This is a genomic window from Chromobacterium vaccinii (assembly GCF_001855275.1).
In the GTDB taxonomy this organism is placed as follows: domain Bacteria; phylum Pseudomonadota; class Gammaproteobacteria; order Burkholderiales; family Chromobacteriaceae; genus Chromobacterium; species Chromobacterium vaccinii.
Window position 1 is genome coordinate 913,192 of the sequence record NZ_CP017707.1, and the last position, 18,084, is coordinate 931,275.

Consider the following 18,084-nt stretch of genomic DNA (forward strand, 5'->3'; position numbering starts at 1 on the left):
TCGAAGGGAACGAAAACGCCGGAGACGCCCGCATGGAACATGCCCTGTACCGCTTGCTGGACGAGCAGCGGATCCCCTATCAACGCTTCGAGCACCCGCCGGTCTACACCTGCGAGGAGGCCGCCCGGCTGATCCCGGACCTGCCGGGCGCGGAGTGCAAGAACCTGTTTTTGTGCGACGCCAAGGGCCGCCGCCACTTCCTGGTGGCGGTGCCGGCCAATGCCGGCGTGGATATCAAGGCCTTGGGCGAAACGCTGGAGGTCAAGGGCCTGCGCTTCGCGTCGCCGGAGCGGCTGAAGAAATATCTGGGGCTGGAGCCGGGATCGGTGACGCTGCTGGCCGCGGTCAACGACCGCGATCATCAGGTGGAAGTGGTGGTGGACAATGCCTTATGGGCTCGGGAGGCGATACTCTGCCACCCGCTGGTCAACACCGCCACCCTGAGCGTGCCGGTGGAAGGATTGGCGCGGCTGCTGGCGCACACCGGCCACGCGCCGCGCGTGATCGCGGTGCCCCGCCGCGGCTAGCGCGGCCTGACGGCCGCCGAGTCAGCGGCCGGCCATTGCCGCTCAAGCGGGCGAAGCGCCTCCGCCCAAAGCCTTGTACAGATATGCCAGGTTCTTCAGCCGCTCCAGATTCAAATCCAACAGCTTCTCCCGCGCCTGGCGCTCACCGCGCGCGGCCTCCAGCCAGGATTGGATATCGGTTTCTCCGGCAAGGTAGCGGCTCTGGGCCAGCTGGGCGTTTCGCCCCGCCAAGCGCAGCGCCTCGCTTTGCAGAGCGGCACTGGCGGCCAGGCGGCGTCGTCCATCCAGGCCCTCTTCCACCTCGCGATAGGCGCCGTACAGCGTCTTGCGGAACTCCACCTCCGCCAGTTGGTAGTCGGCCTCGCTCGATTTCAGCTTCAAATCCAGCCGCCGCCAGTCGAGAAAAGGCAGGGACAGCGTCGCGCCCAGGCCTAGCTGCGCGCCGGGGACGGCGCTGTCTCGGCCAAGATCTCCGTTCAGGCTGAAACGCGGAAAGAAATCCGCCCGGCGCTGGTCCGCATCGGCCAGCTTGCCTCGCAGCCGCGCTTCGGCCGCCTGCAAATCCGGCCGGCGGCGCAATAAGTCTCCCGGCAGGCCCGCGGCGATGCCGGGCAGCGACGGCTGCTCTGCCAGCGGCGGGATCTCCGGCAACGACAAACCCGGCGGCTCGTCCAGCAGCAGCGCCAGCGCGTTTTCCTTCTTGCCCAGCTCTTCCCGCTGGCTCAGCAGGCTGGCGCGCTGCGCCAGCGCCTCGCTGTCCGCCTGGGTCGCATCCTGTTCGGCCAGCGCGCCCGCCTTCCGCCGGGAATGCGCCAGCGCCTGCATGCGGACCGCGTCGGCCAGCGCCGCCTCGGCCAGGGCGAGCCTGGCCTTCTGCGCGGCGATGTCCCAATACAAGCCGGCGGCGGCGCTGTCGGACAGCAAGTCGGCGCTGATCTGGTCGTAGCGGCTGGCGACGAAGGCCTCTCCCGCAGAACGCTGCGCGGCGTCCAGCCGCCCCCACAGGTCGACCTCGTAATCCACTTTCAGGCCGGCGCTGCGGCTATTCGACCAATCGCCGCCATCCAATGGACGGCTGCGGCTGCCCGACAGCGAGCCGCTCAGCGTCGGCCGCGCTTCGCTGTCGGCCAGGCCGGCCTCCAGCTGCGCCTTGCGCAATTTCAGCAGCGCGATCTCCAGATCGGGATTGCGGCTGCGCGCCTGGCTCAGTACCCGCAGCAGCGCCGGATCGGCGAAACCGCCCCACCACGCCTCGCGGCCCATGTCCTGCTCCGCCGTGTTCGGCTGCGCCCACTGCGCCGGCGTCCGCAAGGGCTGCCGCTGATACGGCGTGGCCTGGCAGCCGGCCAGCAAGGCAGCCAGCGCCAGCCATGTCCATTTCTTGCGCTTGTCCATTTTCACTCCCGCGCCAGCGCGTCTATCGGGTTCAGCCTGGCGGCGCTGCGCGCCGGCAAAAAGCCGAACAGCACGCCGATCAGCGACGAGCACGCCACCGCCAGCAGGATGGCCGTCGGCGACAGCGACATCTTCCACGAGCTGACGAATAGCGCGAACACGAAGCTGATGCCATAGGACAGCATCACGCCGATGGCGCCGCCGACCAGGCAAACCAGCACCGCCTCGGTCAGGAACTGCTGCAGCACATCCCCCTGGCGGGCGCCCACCGCCATGCGGATGCCGATCTCGCGGGTGCGCTCGGTCACCGAGACCAGCATGATGTTCATCACGCCGATGCCGCCCACCACCAGCGAGATCACCGCGATCAGCGTCAACAGCAAGGCCAGCGTGCGGCTGGTGCTCTCCACCGTTTTCAGCACATCTTCCATATTGTGGGTAAAGAAATCCTTGCCGCCATGGCGCTGAGTCAACAGCGTGGTGATGGCTTTTTCCGCCAGCTTGGTCGGCTGGCCGTCTTTCACCCGGATCACGAAACGGTCGAAATGCTGCTGGCCAAACAAGCGGCTGGCGGTGGTGGAATACGGCATCCACAGCTGCAGCGAATTGCCGCCGAAGCCGCGGTCGCGCTGCGCCACCACGCCGATCACCGTCGCCGGCACCGTGCCCACCAGAATCACCCGCCCCACCGCCTCGCCGTCGCCGAACAGCTTGCGGCGCGCGTTCTTGTCCAGCAGCGCCACCTGCCGCTGCTGGCGGATGTCGTCGCGGCTGAAGCCCTGGCCCTCGGCCAGCTTCATGCCCTGCACGCGGAAGAAATCCCGCCCCACGCCGCTGACCGAGCCGTTGACGTCGACATTGCGGTAGCGGATGCGCTGCGGCTGCGTGGTTTCCGGCGTCACGCTGTCCACGTAGCCCTCTTCCGCCAGCGCGGCGATGTCGCCCGGCAGGAAGGTGCGGATGCCTTCGGCCTTGTCGTCGCCCCAGTCCTTGCCGCGGAACACGGTGATGGTCTGGGTGCCCATCGCGCGGATGTCGTTGAGCACGTAGTCGCGCGCGCCCTCGCCGATGGCGATGATGGACACCACCGAGGTGATGCCGATGACGATGCCCAGCATGGTCAGCGCGGTGCGCAGCCGGTTGGACAGCATGGCCAGCAAGGCCATCTTGAACGCCTCGGCCATTCGTTCGCGCAGCGCCGGGCCGCCATCGCCCCGCGCTTCCTCGCCACCGGCTTCGGCAACAGGCTTCGCCGCGCCGCTGTCGCGCAGGATTTCGCCGTCGCGGATTTCGATCACGCGGTCGGTTTGCGCGGCGATGGCCGGATCGTGGGTGACGATGATCACGGTATGGCCGGCGGCGTTCAGCTCCTTCAGGATCCGCATCACCTCTTCGCCGCTGCGGCTGTCCAGCGCGCCGGTCGGCTCGTCGGCCAGAATGATGCGCCCTCCGTTCATCAGCGCGCGGGCGATGGATACCCGCTGTTGCTGGCCGCCGGACAGCTGCCCGGGCCGATGATGCTCCTTGCCCGCCAAGCCCAGCCGCGCCAGCAGCGCCTGCGCCCGCTCGCGCCGCTCATGCAGCGCCATGCCGGCGTAGACGGCGGGCATGGCGACATTGTCCAAGGCCGACAGATGCGGCAGCAGGTGGTAGCGCTGGAAGATGAAGCCGAAATGCTCGCGCCTGAGCGCGGCCAGCTGGTCGCCGTCCAGGCGGCCGGCATCGCGCCCGGCCACCCGGTAGCGCCCGGCCGACGGCTGGTCCAGGCAGCCCAGAATATTCATCAGCGTGGACTTGCCGGAGCCGGACGCGCCGACGATGGCCACCATCTCGCCCGGCGCGATGCTCAGCGACACATCCTTCAGCACCGCCACCTCGTCCTCGCCGGACGGAAAGCGCCGCCAGACGCCATCCAGCTGAAGGCCGGCCCCGCTCATGCGCTCACCATCACGGCGCCGCCCTCTTCGGGCTTGTCGGGCTGCTCCCCGGTCACCACCAGCTCTCCCGCCTTCAGCCCGTCCAGTACCTGGGCGCGGGTGGAGGTTTTCATGCCGATGCGCACCTGGCGCTCCTCCAGCCTGCCGTCCTTGCCCTTGACCTTCACCGCGTGGCGGCCGTCCCTGCCCGCAGCGCCCAATGCGGACAAGGGGATGCTCAAGGCCGTGTCGACGCGGGACAAAACGATGCTGACCTGGGTGGTCATGTCCACCCGCAGCTTGCCATCGGGATTGGGCACGTCGAACAGCGCCTTGTAGAACATGGCATTGTTGATTTTCTCCGGCATCGGCAGGATGGCGCGCAGCTTGCCCCAGTGACGCTGGTCCGGCGCGCCCAGCACGGTGAAGAACACCGGCAGGCCGGCCTTCACCCGGATCACATCGGCCTCGGCCACATAGGCCCGCACTGTCACCTTGCTCAGATCGGCCAGCTTGAGGATTACCGGCACCGTCTGGGTGGCGATCACGGTCTGGCCCTGCTGGGTGACGATCTCCAGCACCTCGCCGTCCATCGGCGCCTGGATGCGGGTGTAGCCCAGCTTGGTGCGCTTGCTGTCCAGTTGCGACTGGTCCTGGCGGATCTGCGCCTGCAGCTCCGCCAATCCAGCCTTCAAAGTCTGGTAATTGGTATCGGCGGCCAGCAGGTCCTTATCCGAGGTAGAGCCCTCGGCATGCATGCGGCGCTGGCGCGCCAGCTCCTGCTCGGCCTGCCGAAGCGCGGCCTGCTTGGCCTGGCGCTGCGCGACGCGCGCGTCCAGCGAGGCTTCGGCGGCGCGCAAATCGTTGAGGCTGTCTTCCGGATCGATTTCGGCCAGCAGCTCGCCCTGCTTCACCTTGTCGCCCGCCTCCACCTTCAGCGATTTCAGCTGGCCGTTGGCCTGGGCGCCGACATCCACCTGCCGCAAGGCCTGGATCACGCCGCTGGCCAGCACCAGATCCTCCAGCTCGCCGCGTTCCACTTTGGCGGTCAGCACCGGCGGCGGCGGAGCCTCCGCCAGCCAGCGGTGCGCGCCCCAGCCGGCCAGAGCTAGAACCGCCAACAAGGCCGCGGCGTTCCGCCACGGCCGCTTGCCTAAGCCCCAACCCCGGAAGCGCCGCCACAAGGCGGCCAACCCGCGCACGGGGAGCAACAAAATGCCAAACCATTGCCTGAACCGCATCATCACCAACAATTCGTTAACAAAAGCAAACTTTGTCAGGCAATTTAGTTACAAAGTAGTTCCGTTCCCATCTATTTAAGCACATTCACATAAAGCCGCTATTCCAACCGCAAACGCTCGCGCAGCAGCGCGGATGCCCACTCGACAAACACCTGCACCCGCCGCGACAGATGCCTGCGGTGCGGATACAGCACCGATACCGGCATCGCCGGCGGCGGCCAATCGGCCAGCACTTCCACCAGTCGTCCGGCGGCGACATGCGGCTCGGCGTCGTAGCGCGGCAACTGGATCATGCCTAGCCCGGCTAGCGCGCAGGCGATATAGCTTTCCACCTGGTTGACGCTGACCTGGGACTTCAACGCCAGCTCGCGCCGTTCGCCTTCTTGCAGATACTCCCAGGCAAACACCTTGCCGGTGGACGGCGACGCGTAGTTGACCGCGCGATGGCCAACCAGCTCGTCCGGCGAGGCCGGCGCGCCGAAAGCGGCCAGATAATCCGGGCTGGCGTAATTGCCCTGCGGCAACAGGCCGATCCGGCGCGCCACCAGGCGCGACTCGGCCAGCGCGCCGACGCGGATCACGCAGTCGACGCCCTCCTGGATCAAGTCCACCGGCCTGTCGGTCACCCCCAGCTCCAGCTCGATATCGGGATACTGCGCAAAGAACGCCGGCAACGCCGGCGCCAGCACCTGCCGCCCTATCGGCCCCGGCACATCTATCCGCAACTTGCCGCGCGGGCTGGCGCCCTGCTGGCTGAACAAGGACTCCAGCTCGTCGAAATCCGCCAATAGCTGCTGGCAACGCTCGTAGAAAGTGCCGCCGTCCAGCGTCAGCTGCACCCGCCGCGTGGTCCGGTGCAGCAGCCGCGCGCCCAATTGCGCCTCCAGTTGCTGCACCGCGCTGGACACCGTGGCCCGCGGCAGCTGCAACTGCTGCGCCGCCCGGGTGAAGCCGCCGCAATCGACGACGGCGGCGAAAACCCGCATCGCCATGACCCTATCCATAGCCGCTCCAATTGGTACGATTTTCTGGATAGTGTAAACAATAAAGCGCCGTTTATCCGGATCAAACCCGGCAATACACTGCAAAGCGTCAACAGCAAGCCGCGCCAGCGGCGAACCCAACGGAGAACTGACATGAGCCAAGCCAACTTTGCAGGACAAGTCGCACTGATCATCGGCGCATCGCGCAATATGGGCCGCGCCTTCGCCGAAGCGCTGGCCGCCGACGGCGCCGCCGTCGCCATCCACTACCACAGCGCAGGCTCCCGCGCCGGGGCGGAAGAAGCCGCCGCCGCGATTCAAGCCGCCGGCGGCCAGGCCTTCGCGGTACAGGCCGACGTCACCAAGGTGGCGGAAGTCCGCCGCCTGTTCGACGCGGTGGAAGACCGCTTCGGCCACGTCGACATCCTGATCAACACCGCCGGCATGATGGTGAAGAAAGCGATCACCGAGGTCAGCGAGGAAGAGTTCGACGCCATCTTCGCGCTGAACGCCAAGGCCGCGTTCTTCGCGCTGCAGGAAGCCGGCCGCCGCCTCCGCGACAACGGCCGCATCGTCAGCGTCGGCACCTCGCTGCTGGCCGCCACCACCGGCCACTACGGCGCTTACGCCGGCAGCAAGGCGCCGCTGGAGGACTTCACCCGCGCGCTGGCCAAGGAAATCGGCCACCGCGGCATCACCGTCAATGTGGTCGCCCCCGGCCCGATGGACACCGAGTTCTTCTACGCCGCGGAAACGCCGGAAGCGGTCGCCTACCTGAAGCGCGCCAGCATCAACGGCGAACTGGGCCAGGTGGCCGACCTGGTGCCGCTGGTCAAGCATCTGGTTTCGCCGGAAAACCGCTGGACCACCGCCCAGACCTTGTTCATCAATGGCGGCTTCGTCTCCCGCTAAGCTCCCTCTGCTCAGAAAAGCCGCCGCCAGGCGGCTTTCTCACTCATGCGGCCTGGGCAAGGGGCCCGCTCCCGCATCGCGCCTTCCTGCGCCAGGCGCCTGAAAAAACCTGTCGGCTGTCAAATATCGCGCTTTGCTAATAATTCGCGGGATGAGTTAGCATCCACCATCGCCACACCGCTTCCGAAAGCCCCGCCATGTCCCAGATCGACATCATCCAGCACCTGCGCCACCAACCCTTGTTCCAGCGCTTGTCGGACAGGCAACTGGCCACGCTGGAGCCTCATGTCCACGCCAAGCGCGGCGATCGGGGACTGCTGCTGTTTCAGCGCGGCGACGAATGCGACGGCATGTATGTGGTGGTGTACGGCAAGGTAAAGCTGGCGATCCCCTCGCCGCAAGGCGTGGAGAAGGTGGTGGAGATCATCCACCCCGGCCAGAGCTTCGCCGAGGCGGTGATGTTCCTGGGCAAGCCCTATCCGGTGCTGGCCCAACTGCTGGAAGACAGCCTGCTGCTGCACATCGGCGCAGCCGGCGTGTTCCAGGCGTTGGCCGAGGACCCGGGCTTCGCGCGCAATATGCTGGCCGGTATGTCGCTGCGCCTGCACGGCATGGTGCGGGACGTGGAGCGCTACTCGGTGGAAACCGCGCTGCAGCGCGTGATCGGCTACCTGCTGCAGCAAATGGACGACGCGCCCGCCGGCGAGAAAGTCGTGCTGACGCTGGAAGCCAACAAGAACCTGATCGCTTCCCGCCTGAACCTGACGCCGGAAACCTTCTCCCGCGTGCTGCAGCAATTGAGCAAGGCCGGCCTGGTGGAGGTCGATGGCAAGGACGTCGCCCTGCTCGACCCCGCCGCGCTGGCCGACTACGGCATGACGCCGGCCTCCTGAGCCTCTCTCCAGTTTCGCGCGCAGGCGCGGTGGCGCCATACCGCCCTGCCCGCGTCCCAAGCCACTAGCGCGGCCAGCGCGCATGTTCCGACGCCTGCCGCCGCTCCAGGCAGCACCCCCAAGGCCAGTGCGCAACCCATCGCCAGGCAGGCTGAAAACACAAATAGGCATCGACGCTGCGCCGATTCCGGCAACAGCGCCAGCGTGGCCGGCGGCCTCGCTCCGGGCGGCGCCTTGCGCTGCAGGTCCAGCCACAGCAGGAAGGGCAATATCTTGTAGAACATGCCCAGCACCGCGCCTGCGCCCAGTCCGAACAGCAGCAGCCAGCCGCTCAACGCCGCCCAGCCGGCGGCCAGCAGATCCGCGGCGACAAGCCAGGCCGCCAGCAGCCCAAGCGCCAATGCCGCCATCGCCATCTGCCAGAAGCGCCGCCCGCAGTCTCCGGGACGCCGGCTTCGCCGCTGCAAGCTCCAGGTCATGGCGGCAAAGGCCAGCGCCGCCATCCATGCCGGCAGCCAGGCCAGCCAACTCGCCGTCAACTGCCATCCCAAACCGGACGCCAGCAACGACGCCGGCCAAATCATCGCGGCATGCCGCATCCAGCGCCCCGGATACGCCGGCGTGATCTGGAACATCGGCACCACCGTGGCCGCCACCGCCATGACCAGGCCCAGCAGCCATCCGCCCAGCGCCCACAGCGCATGCCAATCCAGCAAGGTTTTCCAAGGCAGCGGCCAGGCCGCGCCCAGGGTGCCCGCCAGGGCGATGCCCAAACCGACGGCGACCAACAGCGCGGCCAGCGCCGACGCCATGCCGCGGGTGGTCGCGTCGCGCGCCGGACTCTTGGCGATGCCATGCAGGCCGAAGCCGGCGAAAACCAGCAAGGCCCAGCCCAACAGCGCGGCGGCCGGCAGCAACAGCGCCGGCAGGAAGCCATTCAGAAAAGCCGCCGCCAGCAGGCCGCAGCCAAGCTGCAACGGCCAGAACAGCGCATGCAGCAGCAAACGGGGGCGGGAAAACGATACTCCGGCCACCACCGCCAGGATCTGCAGCGCCGCGCCGAACATCGCGTTGCCCAGCGCGCCCAGCGCCAACAGGTGCGCGGCGGCCAGCGCCGCCGGGTCGAAGCGGTCCAGCGGACCGGGCCCCGCCAACATCAGGCACAATCCGGCAATGAACAACCAGCACGGCGACGCCAGCAGAAAAGGCAGGGGAAGGCTCAGCGGCGGCGCCCGGTCATAGGACGGCCACCCCTGCATCAACTGCGCTCCATGATCAGCAGCACGCCGCCGTCGCCCGATAATTCGAAGCGGTAAGCCAGGCCGGCCATCCTGTCCAGCAAAGGCAGCAAGGGGGTCGGAAAATGCGGCAGCACGAAGCTGGCGGACTGGCCAGGCGACAACCGCTCCGCCTCGCCCAGCACGATGTCCATCGGCTCCGGCGGCGGCAGATCGCGAAGGTCAAGCGGCATGGCCGGCCTCCTCCAGCAAGCGCCCCAGATCCGGCAGGCATTGCTCGCACATCGGATACAGGATGTTCTCCTCCTTCATATTGTGCTGCTGGGTCAGGATCAACAGCGTGTCGGCCTCGGCCAGGAAGCCGCCGCCATCGCGCGCGGCCAGCGCCTGGGCCATGCCGTCCAGCAATTGCCGCATCTGCGCATGCTCGGCGCGCATCACCACGGTGGGGCCGGCTCGCATGCCGCTGGCCTGTTCGAAGGCGGGGAACAACCTCTCTTCTTCCAGCCGGAAGTGGCCCTCCATCTCGCCGCGCATCGCGGCGAAAGCGGATTCGGCAGCGGGCCAGTCCTGAGCGCGCGCGGCTTGCTCGGCGTCGGCAAAACGGGCGTCGCAATCCCGGTGCTGGCCGGTCAACAGTTCGGATGGGGTCATGATGGTCTCCAGTTTGAAATTTGTAAGCCGATCAACCCTCTTTGCCGTCGGCGCGCGGACGCAGGTAAACCGGCAGGAAGCGGCTGCCCCACAGCAGCAGGGTCAGCAGCCATCCCGCCGCGGCCAGGCCGTACATGCCGGCGCGCCAGCCGGCCGGCAGCAGATCCGCAACCACGCGGGCCAGCGCCAGCCACTGAGCGGCCAGATACAGCCCCCACAAGGCCTTGCCGGCCTCCAGCGGCTGCCCGGAATGGCCCAGCGATACCCGCGACACGAACGCGATCATCATGGTCAGGAAGAAGCCGACCGAGATCGCGTGCAGCGGCGCCCAGGCCAGGCCGCCCAGCGCGCCCTGCCAGGCGTACAACGCGAAGCCGGCAGCCAGCCAGGCGAAAGACAGATGCAGCATGGCCAGCAGCTTCACCCGCAGCGAGGCCAGCAGCCCCCAGCGCCAGCTGGTATAGCCAAACAAGACGGCCAGCGCCAGATCCAGGCTCCAGGACGGCCAGCCGGCGATGGACAACAGACCGTGCCCCAGAGAGCCTCCCAGCATCGCCGCCAACAGCCACCACGGCCGCCAGGGCTGATACGGCGCCAGCACGCTGGAGGAGAAAAACGGCAGCATGCGGTGGCACACGGTCAGGAATACCGGCAGCAAAAAGCCCCACAAGGCCAGGTCCCGCATCCACAGCCAACCGCGGACATCGCCGCTCAACAGCCAATAGCCGGCCGCGCCAAGCGCCAGGACGCCGATGCCGAAAGCCGACAGCACCGCCCAGGCATGGCGCCGATCCGGCGCCGGGCTGGCCAGCAACAAGCGCGCGAAGCCTCCGGCCAGGCCGAGAAAACCCAGGCTGTACACCAGATGGCCGGCCAGCAGCCAAACGCCTCCGACTGCCGCGCCGGCCAGCCACAGCAGCAGGCCGGCGGCCAGCAACGCCGGCGTCAGCAGATAGGCCCCGCGTCCGGGCGGCGGCACATTCAGCCAGCGCGGTCCGGCGGTGAACAGAAAGCCGGTCATGAACAAGGGAAAGAAACCGAACAGCATCAGGAAACCGTGGGCCAGCATCGCCGGCAGCGCCAAGGGCAGGCCAAGGCCAAGCAGGCGCGCGGCCAGTTCGGCGCTCCAGCCCGCCAGCAGCAGGATGGCCAGCAGCATGCCGGGCAGGAACGCCGCCCGGTGCGGGGCGGAAAAGAAAGGATGAGCGCGCGCCATGGCGAAACTCCGACGGGTGGGGGTGCCCGCAGTATCCGGCCCGGCCAAGAGAACGAGAATGATTTGAATCAAGCATCCGAAACGATGTCCGTCCCGCCGGGCTTGCCATCCCGCCTGATGTTCTGCATGATTGCCCATTCGTTGTTGTCAACATAGAAGCCAGCATGTCCGACATTCTCAACACCATCATCGCCACCAAACATCAGGAAATCGCCGCCGCGCAGGCCAGCCGGCCGCTGTCCTCGGTACGGGCCGACGCCGAAGCGCGCGGCGACCGCCGCGATTTCGTCGCCGCCCTGCGCGCCAAACACGCGCTGGGCAAGGCGGCCGTCATCGCCGAGATCAAGAAAGCCAGCCCCAGCAAAGGCGTGATCCGCGAGGACTTCCAGCCGGCCGCCATCGCCGAGGGCTATGCCGCCCACGGAGCGGCCTGCCTGTCGGTGCTGACCGATCGCCAGTATTTCCAGGGCGACGCGAGCTACCTGGAGGCGGCGCGCGCCGCCTGCCACCTGCCCGTGCTGCGCAAGGATTTCATCGTCGACGACTACCAGGTGTACGAAGCCCGCGCGATGGGCGCCGACTGCATCCTGTTGATCGCCGCCGCTCTCGAACTGCCCAAGATGAAGGCGCTGGAGGCATTGGCGAACGAGCTGGGCATGGCGGTGCTGGTGGAGGTCCACAACGAAGAAGAGCTGGATGCCGCGCTGCAGTTGAAAACCGAGCTGGTCGGCGTCAACAACCGCAACCTGCGCACTTTCGAGGTGAGCCTGGCCACCACGCTGAAGCTGCTGCCGCGCATCACCGACGGCCGCATCGCCATCACCGAGAGCGGCATCGCCACTATCGAAGACGTGCGGCTGATGCAGGCCAGCGGCGTGCACACCTTTCTGGTCGGCGAGGCCTTCATGCGCGAGACCGAGCCGGGCGAGGCGCTGCGCCGTCTGTTCTTCGCCCACGCCTGAGCGAAGCCGCTCCGCGAAAAACAGGCGCTCTTGGGCGCCTGTTTCGTCTCCCGCATCGGTCAGTTGGGCAAATACGCCGGCAGGCGCAGCGCCTCCTGCGGCGAAAACCGCTGAGACTGCAGTTGGGCGACCGCTTGCTGCCGCTGCTGCGCGCTCAGTCCGCCGTTGGCGAGAATGGCCGTCCGCTCGCTCTTGAAGTCGTCCAGCCGCTTCTGCCAGCCGGCCTGCTCACGATCCAGCTCCCCCAGCCTGTCCGCCGCCGCCTGTCCCACCATCCCGGCGCGCAATTGGTAAAGCTGCTGTTCGCCGCCTCCGCCCTGCTTCAACCGGGCTTCCGCGTCGGCTAGCGCCAAGTGCTTGACCGGCTCCTCGCGCGCGGCGCGCAGCGCGGACGGCAGCCGGCTCTCCAACTGCGCGACCATCCGCTGCTTGTCGGCCGCGCTCAGCGCCGGATTGGCCTCGATCGCCAACCGCCTGGCGGTAAAGTCGTCATAGCGGTCTTCGTCGCCGAACAAGCCGTCCAGTTCAAGCTGGCTGAAATACTGCCGCCTGGCCGCCTGCACCAACTCCAGCCGGCGCGGCAGATTCGCGGCCGCCGCCGCCTCCTTGCCGGCGAGCGAACGCTTGTAGGCGACATAACGGTCGAACAACCCCATCGCCTGCGTCAGCGCCCCGCCTCCCAGCGCTCGCTTGAGCTGGCTCCGCAACTCGGTACGGATGGCAGCCAGATCGCGCTCGCCCAGCGTGGCCAGGTAGTAGTCGAACAGCTGGCGCAACTGCTGATCGACCACCAGCTTCCCTCCGGTTTCGGCGGCGGCGCCGTCCGGCCGAGTGCCGACCAGCGACGCCGCGAAGCCGCCACGCGCCGCCTGGCGGGCCGCGGCCGCTTCCGGCTGCGCGCCATCCGGCCAGGCCCACCAGGCCAGCAAGGCGGCGCAGGCCGCCGCCAGCGTCAAGCCGAGGCGGCGCATCTCACAGCCCCGCGTTTTTCAGCCGGTTGGCCTGCTGGCGGTACAGCGAGACCGGGCTCACCTCGAACAGGCTGACCAGGCCGAAGCTCTGATTGATCTCGTTGACGTGGTTCATCTTGTAATCGTCGCGGATCACCTGGCCCAGGTGGGCCGAGCATACGCTGACCAAGCCATCCGACGGCGTGGAGCCGAAAGCCAGGCCCAGCGCGCCCATCGGCACGGTCAGCGGGTCCAGGACATTGGTGGTGGTGGCGGCGCCGGTCCACGAGTAGTAACGCACTCCCTTGGCCTCGTAATCGCCCTCGCCGCAAGCCGAAGTCGGCACGCCGCCCGGGAACTTGGCGCTGAACGCCAGCGAACCGGCCGTGGTCAGGGAATTCAGCGCATCGATAGGCTGCTGCGGCAGATCGCTGGTGCCCGAGAAGAAGGCCAGCACCTTGACGAACGCCCCGGTCACCGCGGCGGCCACGGCTTCGCTGACCGATCCCGGAGGCGCCACGCCGCGAACGATATCGGCCACGACCGAACCCTTGTTGACGCCGCCGACGGTGGTGACCGAGGCCACCAGGTCCGGCCGCACGCCCGCCACGTAGCGCGCGGTGGGCGCGCCCTGGCTATGGCCGATCAGGTTGACCTTCTGCGCGCCGGTGATGGCCAGGATGCGCTGCACCTGCTGCAACAGCTGCTCGCCGCGCGCCTCATTGCTGCCGGTGGCCGACACTTCGGCTACGAACACCTGTGCGCCATCCTCCTTCAGGGCGGCCGGCACGCGGTAGAAGTAATCGACGCCCAGCACCTGGCCGAAGCCGAACAGGCCGTGCACCAACACGATGGGGTAGCGGGTCTGGGTATAGCCGGAGGATGCGTGGGCCGAAGCGAACGGCAGCAGCAACAAGGCAAGCAAGAAGGCAGTGCGTGACAACAGCTGTTTCATTATCTCTCCCGTTATATCGTGATTGCGGGCCACCGGGATGGCGGCCCTTAACCGGGATAGATCATGACATTGGCAAAATCCAGGGTTAATTCAAACGTTTGTCTCAGACGTCGGGCGATCCCATACCTAAGGACAGGCCATCCGCGCGACATCAGCCGCGCGGATGGTCCGGATCAATAGTCTACGCCGAGATAAATGTAGCCGGTCAGCCTGCCCCCCTGCGCGCTGCCCATGCCGACGAAGAACGGCCCGAGAATAGTATCCGCGCCCAGGAAAACCGAACCGGCCGGAATCCAGCGGTGCGCAAGCTTGCTAGTAGCGAAGTCATTGCCCCAAAGCTTGCCAGCCTCAAGCGACACGCCCGCATATACTCCAGACCCCAGCACAGCTGGCAACGATGCCGCGCGCCAGTACACCATCAGCCTGGCCAGCGCCACCTGGCTGGCCAGGAGTTCGCCATTCTGATAGCCCGTCAGGTTCAGGAAGCCGCCCAGGGTTTCCGGGATGAATTCGTCGTCCGATTTGGTATCGACATAGCCTTTGGCCTTGGCAGTGAAGCGCGCGGTGAAATCTCCGTAGGTATGCGCCACTTCGCCGGTGAAATCATAAAGCTTCTGGTTGACCTCGCTACCCAGCCTCGGCAAGCCGGCCGCCAGCTTGCCGCTGAAGTAATAGCCGGAACGCGGCCAGCGCGGGTTATCGAACTGGTCCACCACCAGGCGAGTCTGCACGCCGACATCGCGGAAACGGAAATTGTTAGCGTAGTCAGGAATGCCTTGCGACAAGGTGAAATCGTTATCCTGCCGATAAAGGCCTAATCGCCACTCGCCATACTTGCCCAGCGCCACGCCCGCATTCACCTGCGTTTCGACTATGCTGTTGTTGAATGTGGCAAACACAGTGTGGTCATCATTGAACAGTTTGAACGGACTCTGCTGATACCCTAGCGAAGCGGCGACGAACATCGGGCTGCCGCGCCACAACGGCTGGTACAGTTCGGTCTTGAAGGCCTTGTCGTCGCCAATGGCCACATCGTTGCGCCAGGAGCCTCCCGCAGCGTTCAGCGATGTCCACTCATGCGCGGCGCGCAGCGTGAAGCGGCTGTCGCCCGGCGTGTCGCTGCTAAGATTTAGACCGAAATGCAGGGTGTTCTGGCCTATGCTGCGCTCCACCGGCATCACCATCATCACGTTGCGCCCGGAAACGCTGTCCACGCGATAACCCAGCTTGTCGTATTCGCCGCCGGTGAAGATTTCCGCCAGCCGGTTGCGCGCCTCGCCTACCGGTATCGTGTTCGATGAAAAAGCCAGCGACTCCTGCAAGGACGATACCTTGGTGAAGTCGCCGTCCTTGCCGTCCACCTTGACGTCATCCAGCACCGGGTAGCGGGGCCGGCTCAGCTTGCTCTTCCAGGCCTGGTACTCCGCCTCCGAAACCGAATAGGTAGACAATTGCCGCGCCATTTTGCGGGCCGCCTCGGCGCCGCGCTCGACAATGGCCTTGTGGTCGCCGAAAGACGCCACGGTATAGCCGCTCAGATCCGGCCGGATCACGATGTCGCGCTTGTCCAACCGCTTCATTTGCTCCTGTTGATTGCGCATCACCGCCAAGTTGGAACTTTGGTCGACTACGTCGAACAGCGTGTGTATCTCGTCCGCCTTCAACAGCGGCGTGCTCACGTCCACCACGATCACGTGCTCGGCGCAGCGGCCCTTCACTTCCTGCACCGGGATATTGCGGGCGATGGCGCCATCCACCAGCAGCTTGCCGTCGTCCTCCACCAGGTCGAACACGCCGGGAACCGCCATGCTGGCGCGCAAGGCGCGCGATAGCGAGCCCCGGTCGAACACCACCGCGTCGCCGGTCAGCAAATCCGCCGCCACCGCGCGGAACGGGATGGGCAGCTTGTCGAAACTGTCGATGTCTCGATCGCGCGTCAGCTTGTGGATGTAGAGTTCGATGCCCTGGGAGTTGATCGCGCTGCGCGGAACCCGCAGCGCGCCGCCCTTGAGCCCGAAGCTGACATCCAGATAGTTCTGGTAGTCGTTGCGCTTTCGATCGTATGGGATGTCGGTTCGCGCCGGCTTGCCGGACAGCATCTGGTCCCAGTCGGCGGCATTGAACTCGCGCTCCATCTCATCCAGCGGCAGGCCGTTGGCGTAAATGCCACCGATCAGCGCCCCGGCGCTGGTCCCGGAGATGCAGGCCACGGGTACCCGCAGGCGCTCCAGCTCCTTCAGAACGCCCAGGTGGGCGAAGCCGCGCGCGCCGCCGCCGCCGAGCACAACGCCAACACCCTCAGGCACTTGCGTCGCATCCGCGGCGTCCACAGCTGTCGAAATGAACAGTCCGGCCGCGCACAAGGCGAGAATCAGACGACGATAGGGGAAAAACTTGCTTTTTGGCATGCCCGATAAATTTGCGATTATGGTTTCACCAGCATCAATGCGTGACGTAAGATAGAGTGACATATAAGTGAGAACATAAATCCCATATCCAGAAGCCCGGTTCAATGTTTGACTTCAAATCTCTAGTCAGCTCACTTCTCAGCAAGAACACGCCCGCCTCAGGCGTGGCGCAATCTGCCACCCTGCTGGTGCGCGATCTGCCGCAGGCTGAATACTTTACCGCCCTGGTGGAAATCATCAAGGCCGTATCCAAAATCAACGCAGATAGCGAGATGTCGTTGAAGGAACGCATCAAGACGCTGCTCTACGTCGACGACAAGGCTGCCGGCATACACCACCAGCTATGCCAGGATTATCTTCATTCCAGAGGCGGCAGCAAAGGCTATCTGCCCACCATTCTCGCCTATTGGCACGAATTGGCCAGCGCCTACCAGATCTGCCTGCGCCTGCACCGCGGCTCCTCCAGCCAGGCTGGCGACGCGGAGCTGCAGCTGGTCACCACCCGCGGCCTGCATCACCAGATGCGGCTGCTGGCCTGGAACGCGCTGCGTTATCTGAAACCAGAAGGCAACGCCTGGCAGCAAGGCTTCCGTTTCTACACCTACGCGGAGGAAGCGGGCTTCGCCCGTTCGCCCATCCTGCTGTATCCGGATGCCAAGCAGGAAATCAGTTGCGAGCACCTGCTGGTTCAGGCCGGCATGCTGCACCTGGCTCAGACCGAGAACATGCTGCACAAGGAAATCGTCGCGGTGGACCAGCTGTTGATGCTGATTTGCCAGAACATCCCGCTGGACAAGCAGCCGCCGACCGAAATGCCGGTCTTCGTCTACAACCTGTCCCTGCCGGAACCTCCGCAGCCGATGCTGCGCGGCATGGCCGGCAAGTGGCACCGTTACTGGTCCTCCTACGAGATCACCACCCGCCTGGCCGATCTGATGTTCGACCTCGATGTCCGCATCCCCTCGCAAATCGCCGCGCTGGATTGCGAGCTGGAGCGCGAGGAGTGGTCGGTGTTGTGCGAAAAGCTGGCGGTCCGCTGGTCCAGCGATGGCGGCAAGTCGCTGCGCAAATCGGAACGCTCGCTGCACTCCTCCAGCGCTCAGGTATCGATAGGTTTCGACCGCGTGGCCTTCCACATCAAGGTTCAGGATGTAGGCGGGCTGGAAGCCGACCGCATCGATGAATGGCGCATCAACGACATCAGCAGCACCGGCATGGGACTCACCTTCATCGGCAAGACCATAGACCAGTTGGCGATAGGCCGGCTGATCCTGGTCAAAACCGAGACCCACCCGCTGCTGCTGGGCGTAATCCGGCGCATTCTACGCCAGAATAACGGCACCAAGGTGGGCATCGAAATATTGGGACAAACGCCGGTCGGGGTCTCGCTGCAAGATCCGTCGCAACCTGACAGCGCGCCTTTCTCGGCCATTTACATCACGCAACCGAACTCGCGCAAGGGCCAGCGCTGGTTCCTGATGCCCAAGACGCTGCTGGACGATGACAAGCAGCTGGTGCTCAGCGCTCAAGGCAAATCCTATCAGATCAAGCTGAAAGACCCGCAACAGGAATTCGAAGACTGCAGCCACAGCAACTTCGACACGCTGTCCAAAATGGATTGACCCCGCCGCCGGCCCGACATGGGCCGGCGCTTCTTGCTTTTCTTCTTGCCGCTTTCCCCAGCTCTCCCTTCTTTGCCCATTCGCGCGAGAACCGCAAATTCTTGCCGCCGATCTTAATATGACAAAAAGATATTTGTGCAATAAAAATTAACAAATATGATCTTCTGGCGACCACAGTCGCAAAACAACAAAGGCAAATAGAGGATCTCAAT

16 protein-coding genes are annotated in these 18,084 nt (G+C 65.8%); 5 read left to right on the top strand and 11 right to left on the bottom strand.

Annotation, left to right across the window (positions count from 1 at the left end):
* Positions 1 to 32: 32 nt before the first annotated feature.
* Positions 33 to 527 carry a prolyl-tRNA synthetase associated domain-containing protein gene (locus BKX93_RS04045; protein WP_046156951.1) on the top strand — a complete coding sequence of 165 codons (495 nt, stop codon included), beginning with the start codon at positions 33 to 35 and terminating at the stop codon, positions 525 to 527.
* 42 nt (positions 528 to 569) lie between these two features.
* Here the strand turns inward: BKX93_RS04045 and BKX93_RS04050 are convergent, their stop codons facing one another.
* From BKX93_RS04050 to BKX93_RS04065, 4 genes are all read right to left on the bottom strand, one after another.
* Positions 570 to 1,922 (bottom strand): efflux transporter outer membrane subunit, encoded by a 1,353-nt coding sequence (locus BKX93_RS04050; protein WP_070978831.1) that lies wholly within the window; start codon positions 1,920 to 1,922, stop codon positions 570 to 572.
* A gap of 2 nt (positions 1,923 to 1,924) precedes the next feature.
* The gene (locus BKX93_RS04055) at positions 1,925 to 3,859 is read right to left on the bottom strand and encodes a MacB family efflux pump subunit (RefSeq protein WP_070978834.1); all 1,935 of its coding nucleotides are present in this window, start codon (positions 3,857 to 3,859) and stop codon (positions 1,925 to 1,927) included.
* Positions 3,856 to 4,962: a macrolide transporter subunit MacA gene (gene macA / locus BKX93_RS04060; RefSeq protein ID WP_244887234.1), complete on the bottom strand. Its 1,107-nt coding sequence runs from the start codon at positions 4,960 to 4,962 to the stop codon at positions 3,856 to 3,858. Before macA ends, BKX93_RS04055 begins: the two co-directional genes overlap by 4 nt.
* Positions 4,963 to 5,177: 215 nt before the next feature.
* Complete coding sequence (locus tag BKX93_RS04065; RefSeq protein WP_235429274.1) at positions 5,178 to 6,071, bottom strand: LysR family transcriptional regulator; 894 nt, start codon at positions 6,069 to 6,071, stop codon at positions 5,178 to 5,180.
* A 144-nt stretch (positions 6,072 to 6,215) separates the two neighbouring features.
* Between BKX93_RS04065 and BKX93_RS04070 the strand changes: the two genes are divergently transcribed.
* Positions 6,216 to 6,974, top strand: coding sequence for an SDR family oxidoreductase (locus BKX93_RS04070; RefSeq protein WP_070978836.1), 759 nt, complete (start codon positions 6,216 to 6,218; stop codon positions 6,972 to 6,974).
* A gap of 197 nt (positions 6,975 to 7,171) precedes the next feature.
* Entirely contained in the window at positions 7,172 to 7,867 is a 696-nt protein-coding gene (locus BKX93_RS04075) for a Crp/Fnr family transcriptional regulator (protein ID WP_046156956.1), read from the top strand.
* Here BKX93_RS04075 and BKX93_RS04080 read toward each other — a convergent pair.
* The 4 genes from BKX93_RS04080 to BKX93_RS04095 are packed head-to-tail and all read right to left on the bottom strand — an operon-like array spanning position 7,843 to position 10,975.
* Entirely contained in the window at positions 7,843 to 9,126 is a 1,284-nt protein-coding gene (locus BKX93_RS04080) for a hypothetical protein (RefSeq protein ID WP_070978838.1), read from the bottom strand. The genes BKX93_RS04075 and BKX93_RS04080 overlap by 25 nt on opposite strands.
* Positions 9,126 to 9,338, bottom strand: a complete 213-nt coding sequence (locus BKX93_RS04085; RefSeq protein WP_046156958.1) for a DUF2249 domain-containing protein — start codon at positions 9,336 to 9,338, stop codon at positions 9,126 to 9,128. Before BKX93_RS04085 ends, BKX93_RS04080 begins: the two co-directional genes overlap by 1 nt.
* Positions 9,328 to 9,759, bottom strand: coding sequence for a hemerythrin domain-containing protein (locus BKX93_RS04090; RefSeq protein WP_186009487.1), 432 nt, complete (start codon positions 9,757 to 9,759; stop codon positions 9,328 to 9,330). The genes BKX93_RS04085 and BKX93_RS04090 overlap by 11 nt, the downstream gene beginning before the upstream one ends.
* 31 nt (positions 9,760 to 9,790) lie before the next feature.
* On the bottom strand, positions 9,791 to 10,975 hold the full coding sequence (locus tag BKX93_RS04095) for an NnrS family protein (protein WP_070978840.1): 1,185 nt from the start codon (positions 10,973 to 10,975) through the stop codon (positions 9,791 to 9,793).
* A 164-nt stretch (positions 10,976 to 11,139) separates the two neighbouring features.
* On the opposite strand from BKX93_RS04095, the gene trpC reads away from it, so the two are divergent.
* Complete coding sequence (gene trpC / locus BKX93_RS04100; RefSeq protein WP_070978842.1) at positions 11,140 to 11,937, top strand: indole-3-glycerol phosphate synthase TrpC; 798 nt, start codon at positions 11,140 to 11,142, stop codon at positions 11,935 to 11,937.
* 59 nt (positions 11,938 to 11,996) lie between these two features.
* Here the strand turns inward: trpC and BKX93_RS04105 are convergent, their stop codons facing one another.
* From BKX93_RS04105 to BKX93_RS04115, 3 genes are all read right to left on the bottom strand, one after another.
* Positions 11,997 to 12,908 carry a lipase secretion chaperone gene (locus tag BKX93_RS04105; protein WP_052717324.1) on the bottom strand — a complete coding sequence of 304 codons (912 nt, stop codon included), beginning with the start codon at positions 12,906 to 12,908 and terminating at the stop codon, positions 11,997 to 11,999.
* A 1-nt stretch (position 12,909) separates the two neighbouring features.
* The gene (locus BKX93_RS04110; protein ID WP_144408713.1) at positions 12,910 to 13,842 is read right to left on the bottom strand and encodes an esterase/lipase family protein; all 933 of its coding nucleotides are present in this window, start codon (positions 13,840 to 13,842) and stop codon (positions 12,910 to 12,912) included.
* Between the two features lie 173 nt (positions 13,843 to 14,015).
* Positions 14,016 to 16,250, bottom strand: coding sequence for a patatin-like phospholipase family protein (locus BKX93_RS04115; RefSeq protein WP_186009488.1), 2,235 nt, complete (start codon positions 16,248 to 16,250; stop codon positions 14,016 to 14,018).
* 104 nt (positions 16,251 to 16,354) lie between these two features.
* Here BKX93_RS04115 and BKX93_RS04120 point away from each other — a divergent pair, with 104 nt between their 5' ends.
* Positions 16,355 to 17,872 (top strand): hypothetical protein, encoded by a 1,518-nt coding sequence (locus BKX93_RS04120; RefSeq protein ID WP_046156963.1) that lies wholly within the window; start codon positions 16,355 to 16,357, stop codon positions 17,870 to 17,872.
* Positions 17,873 to 18,084: the final 212 nt, after the last annotated feature.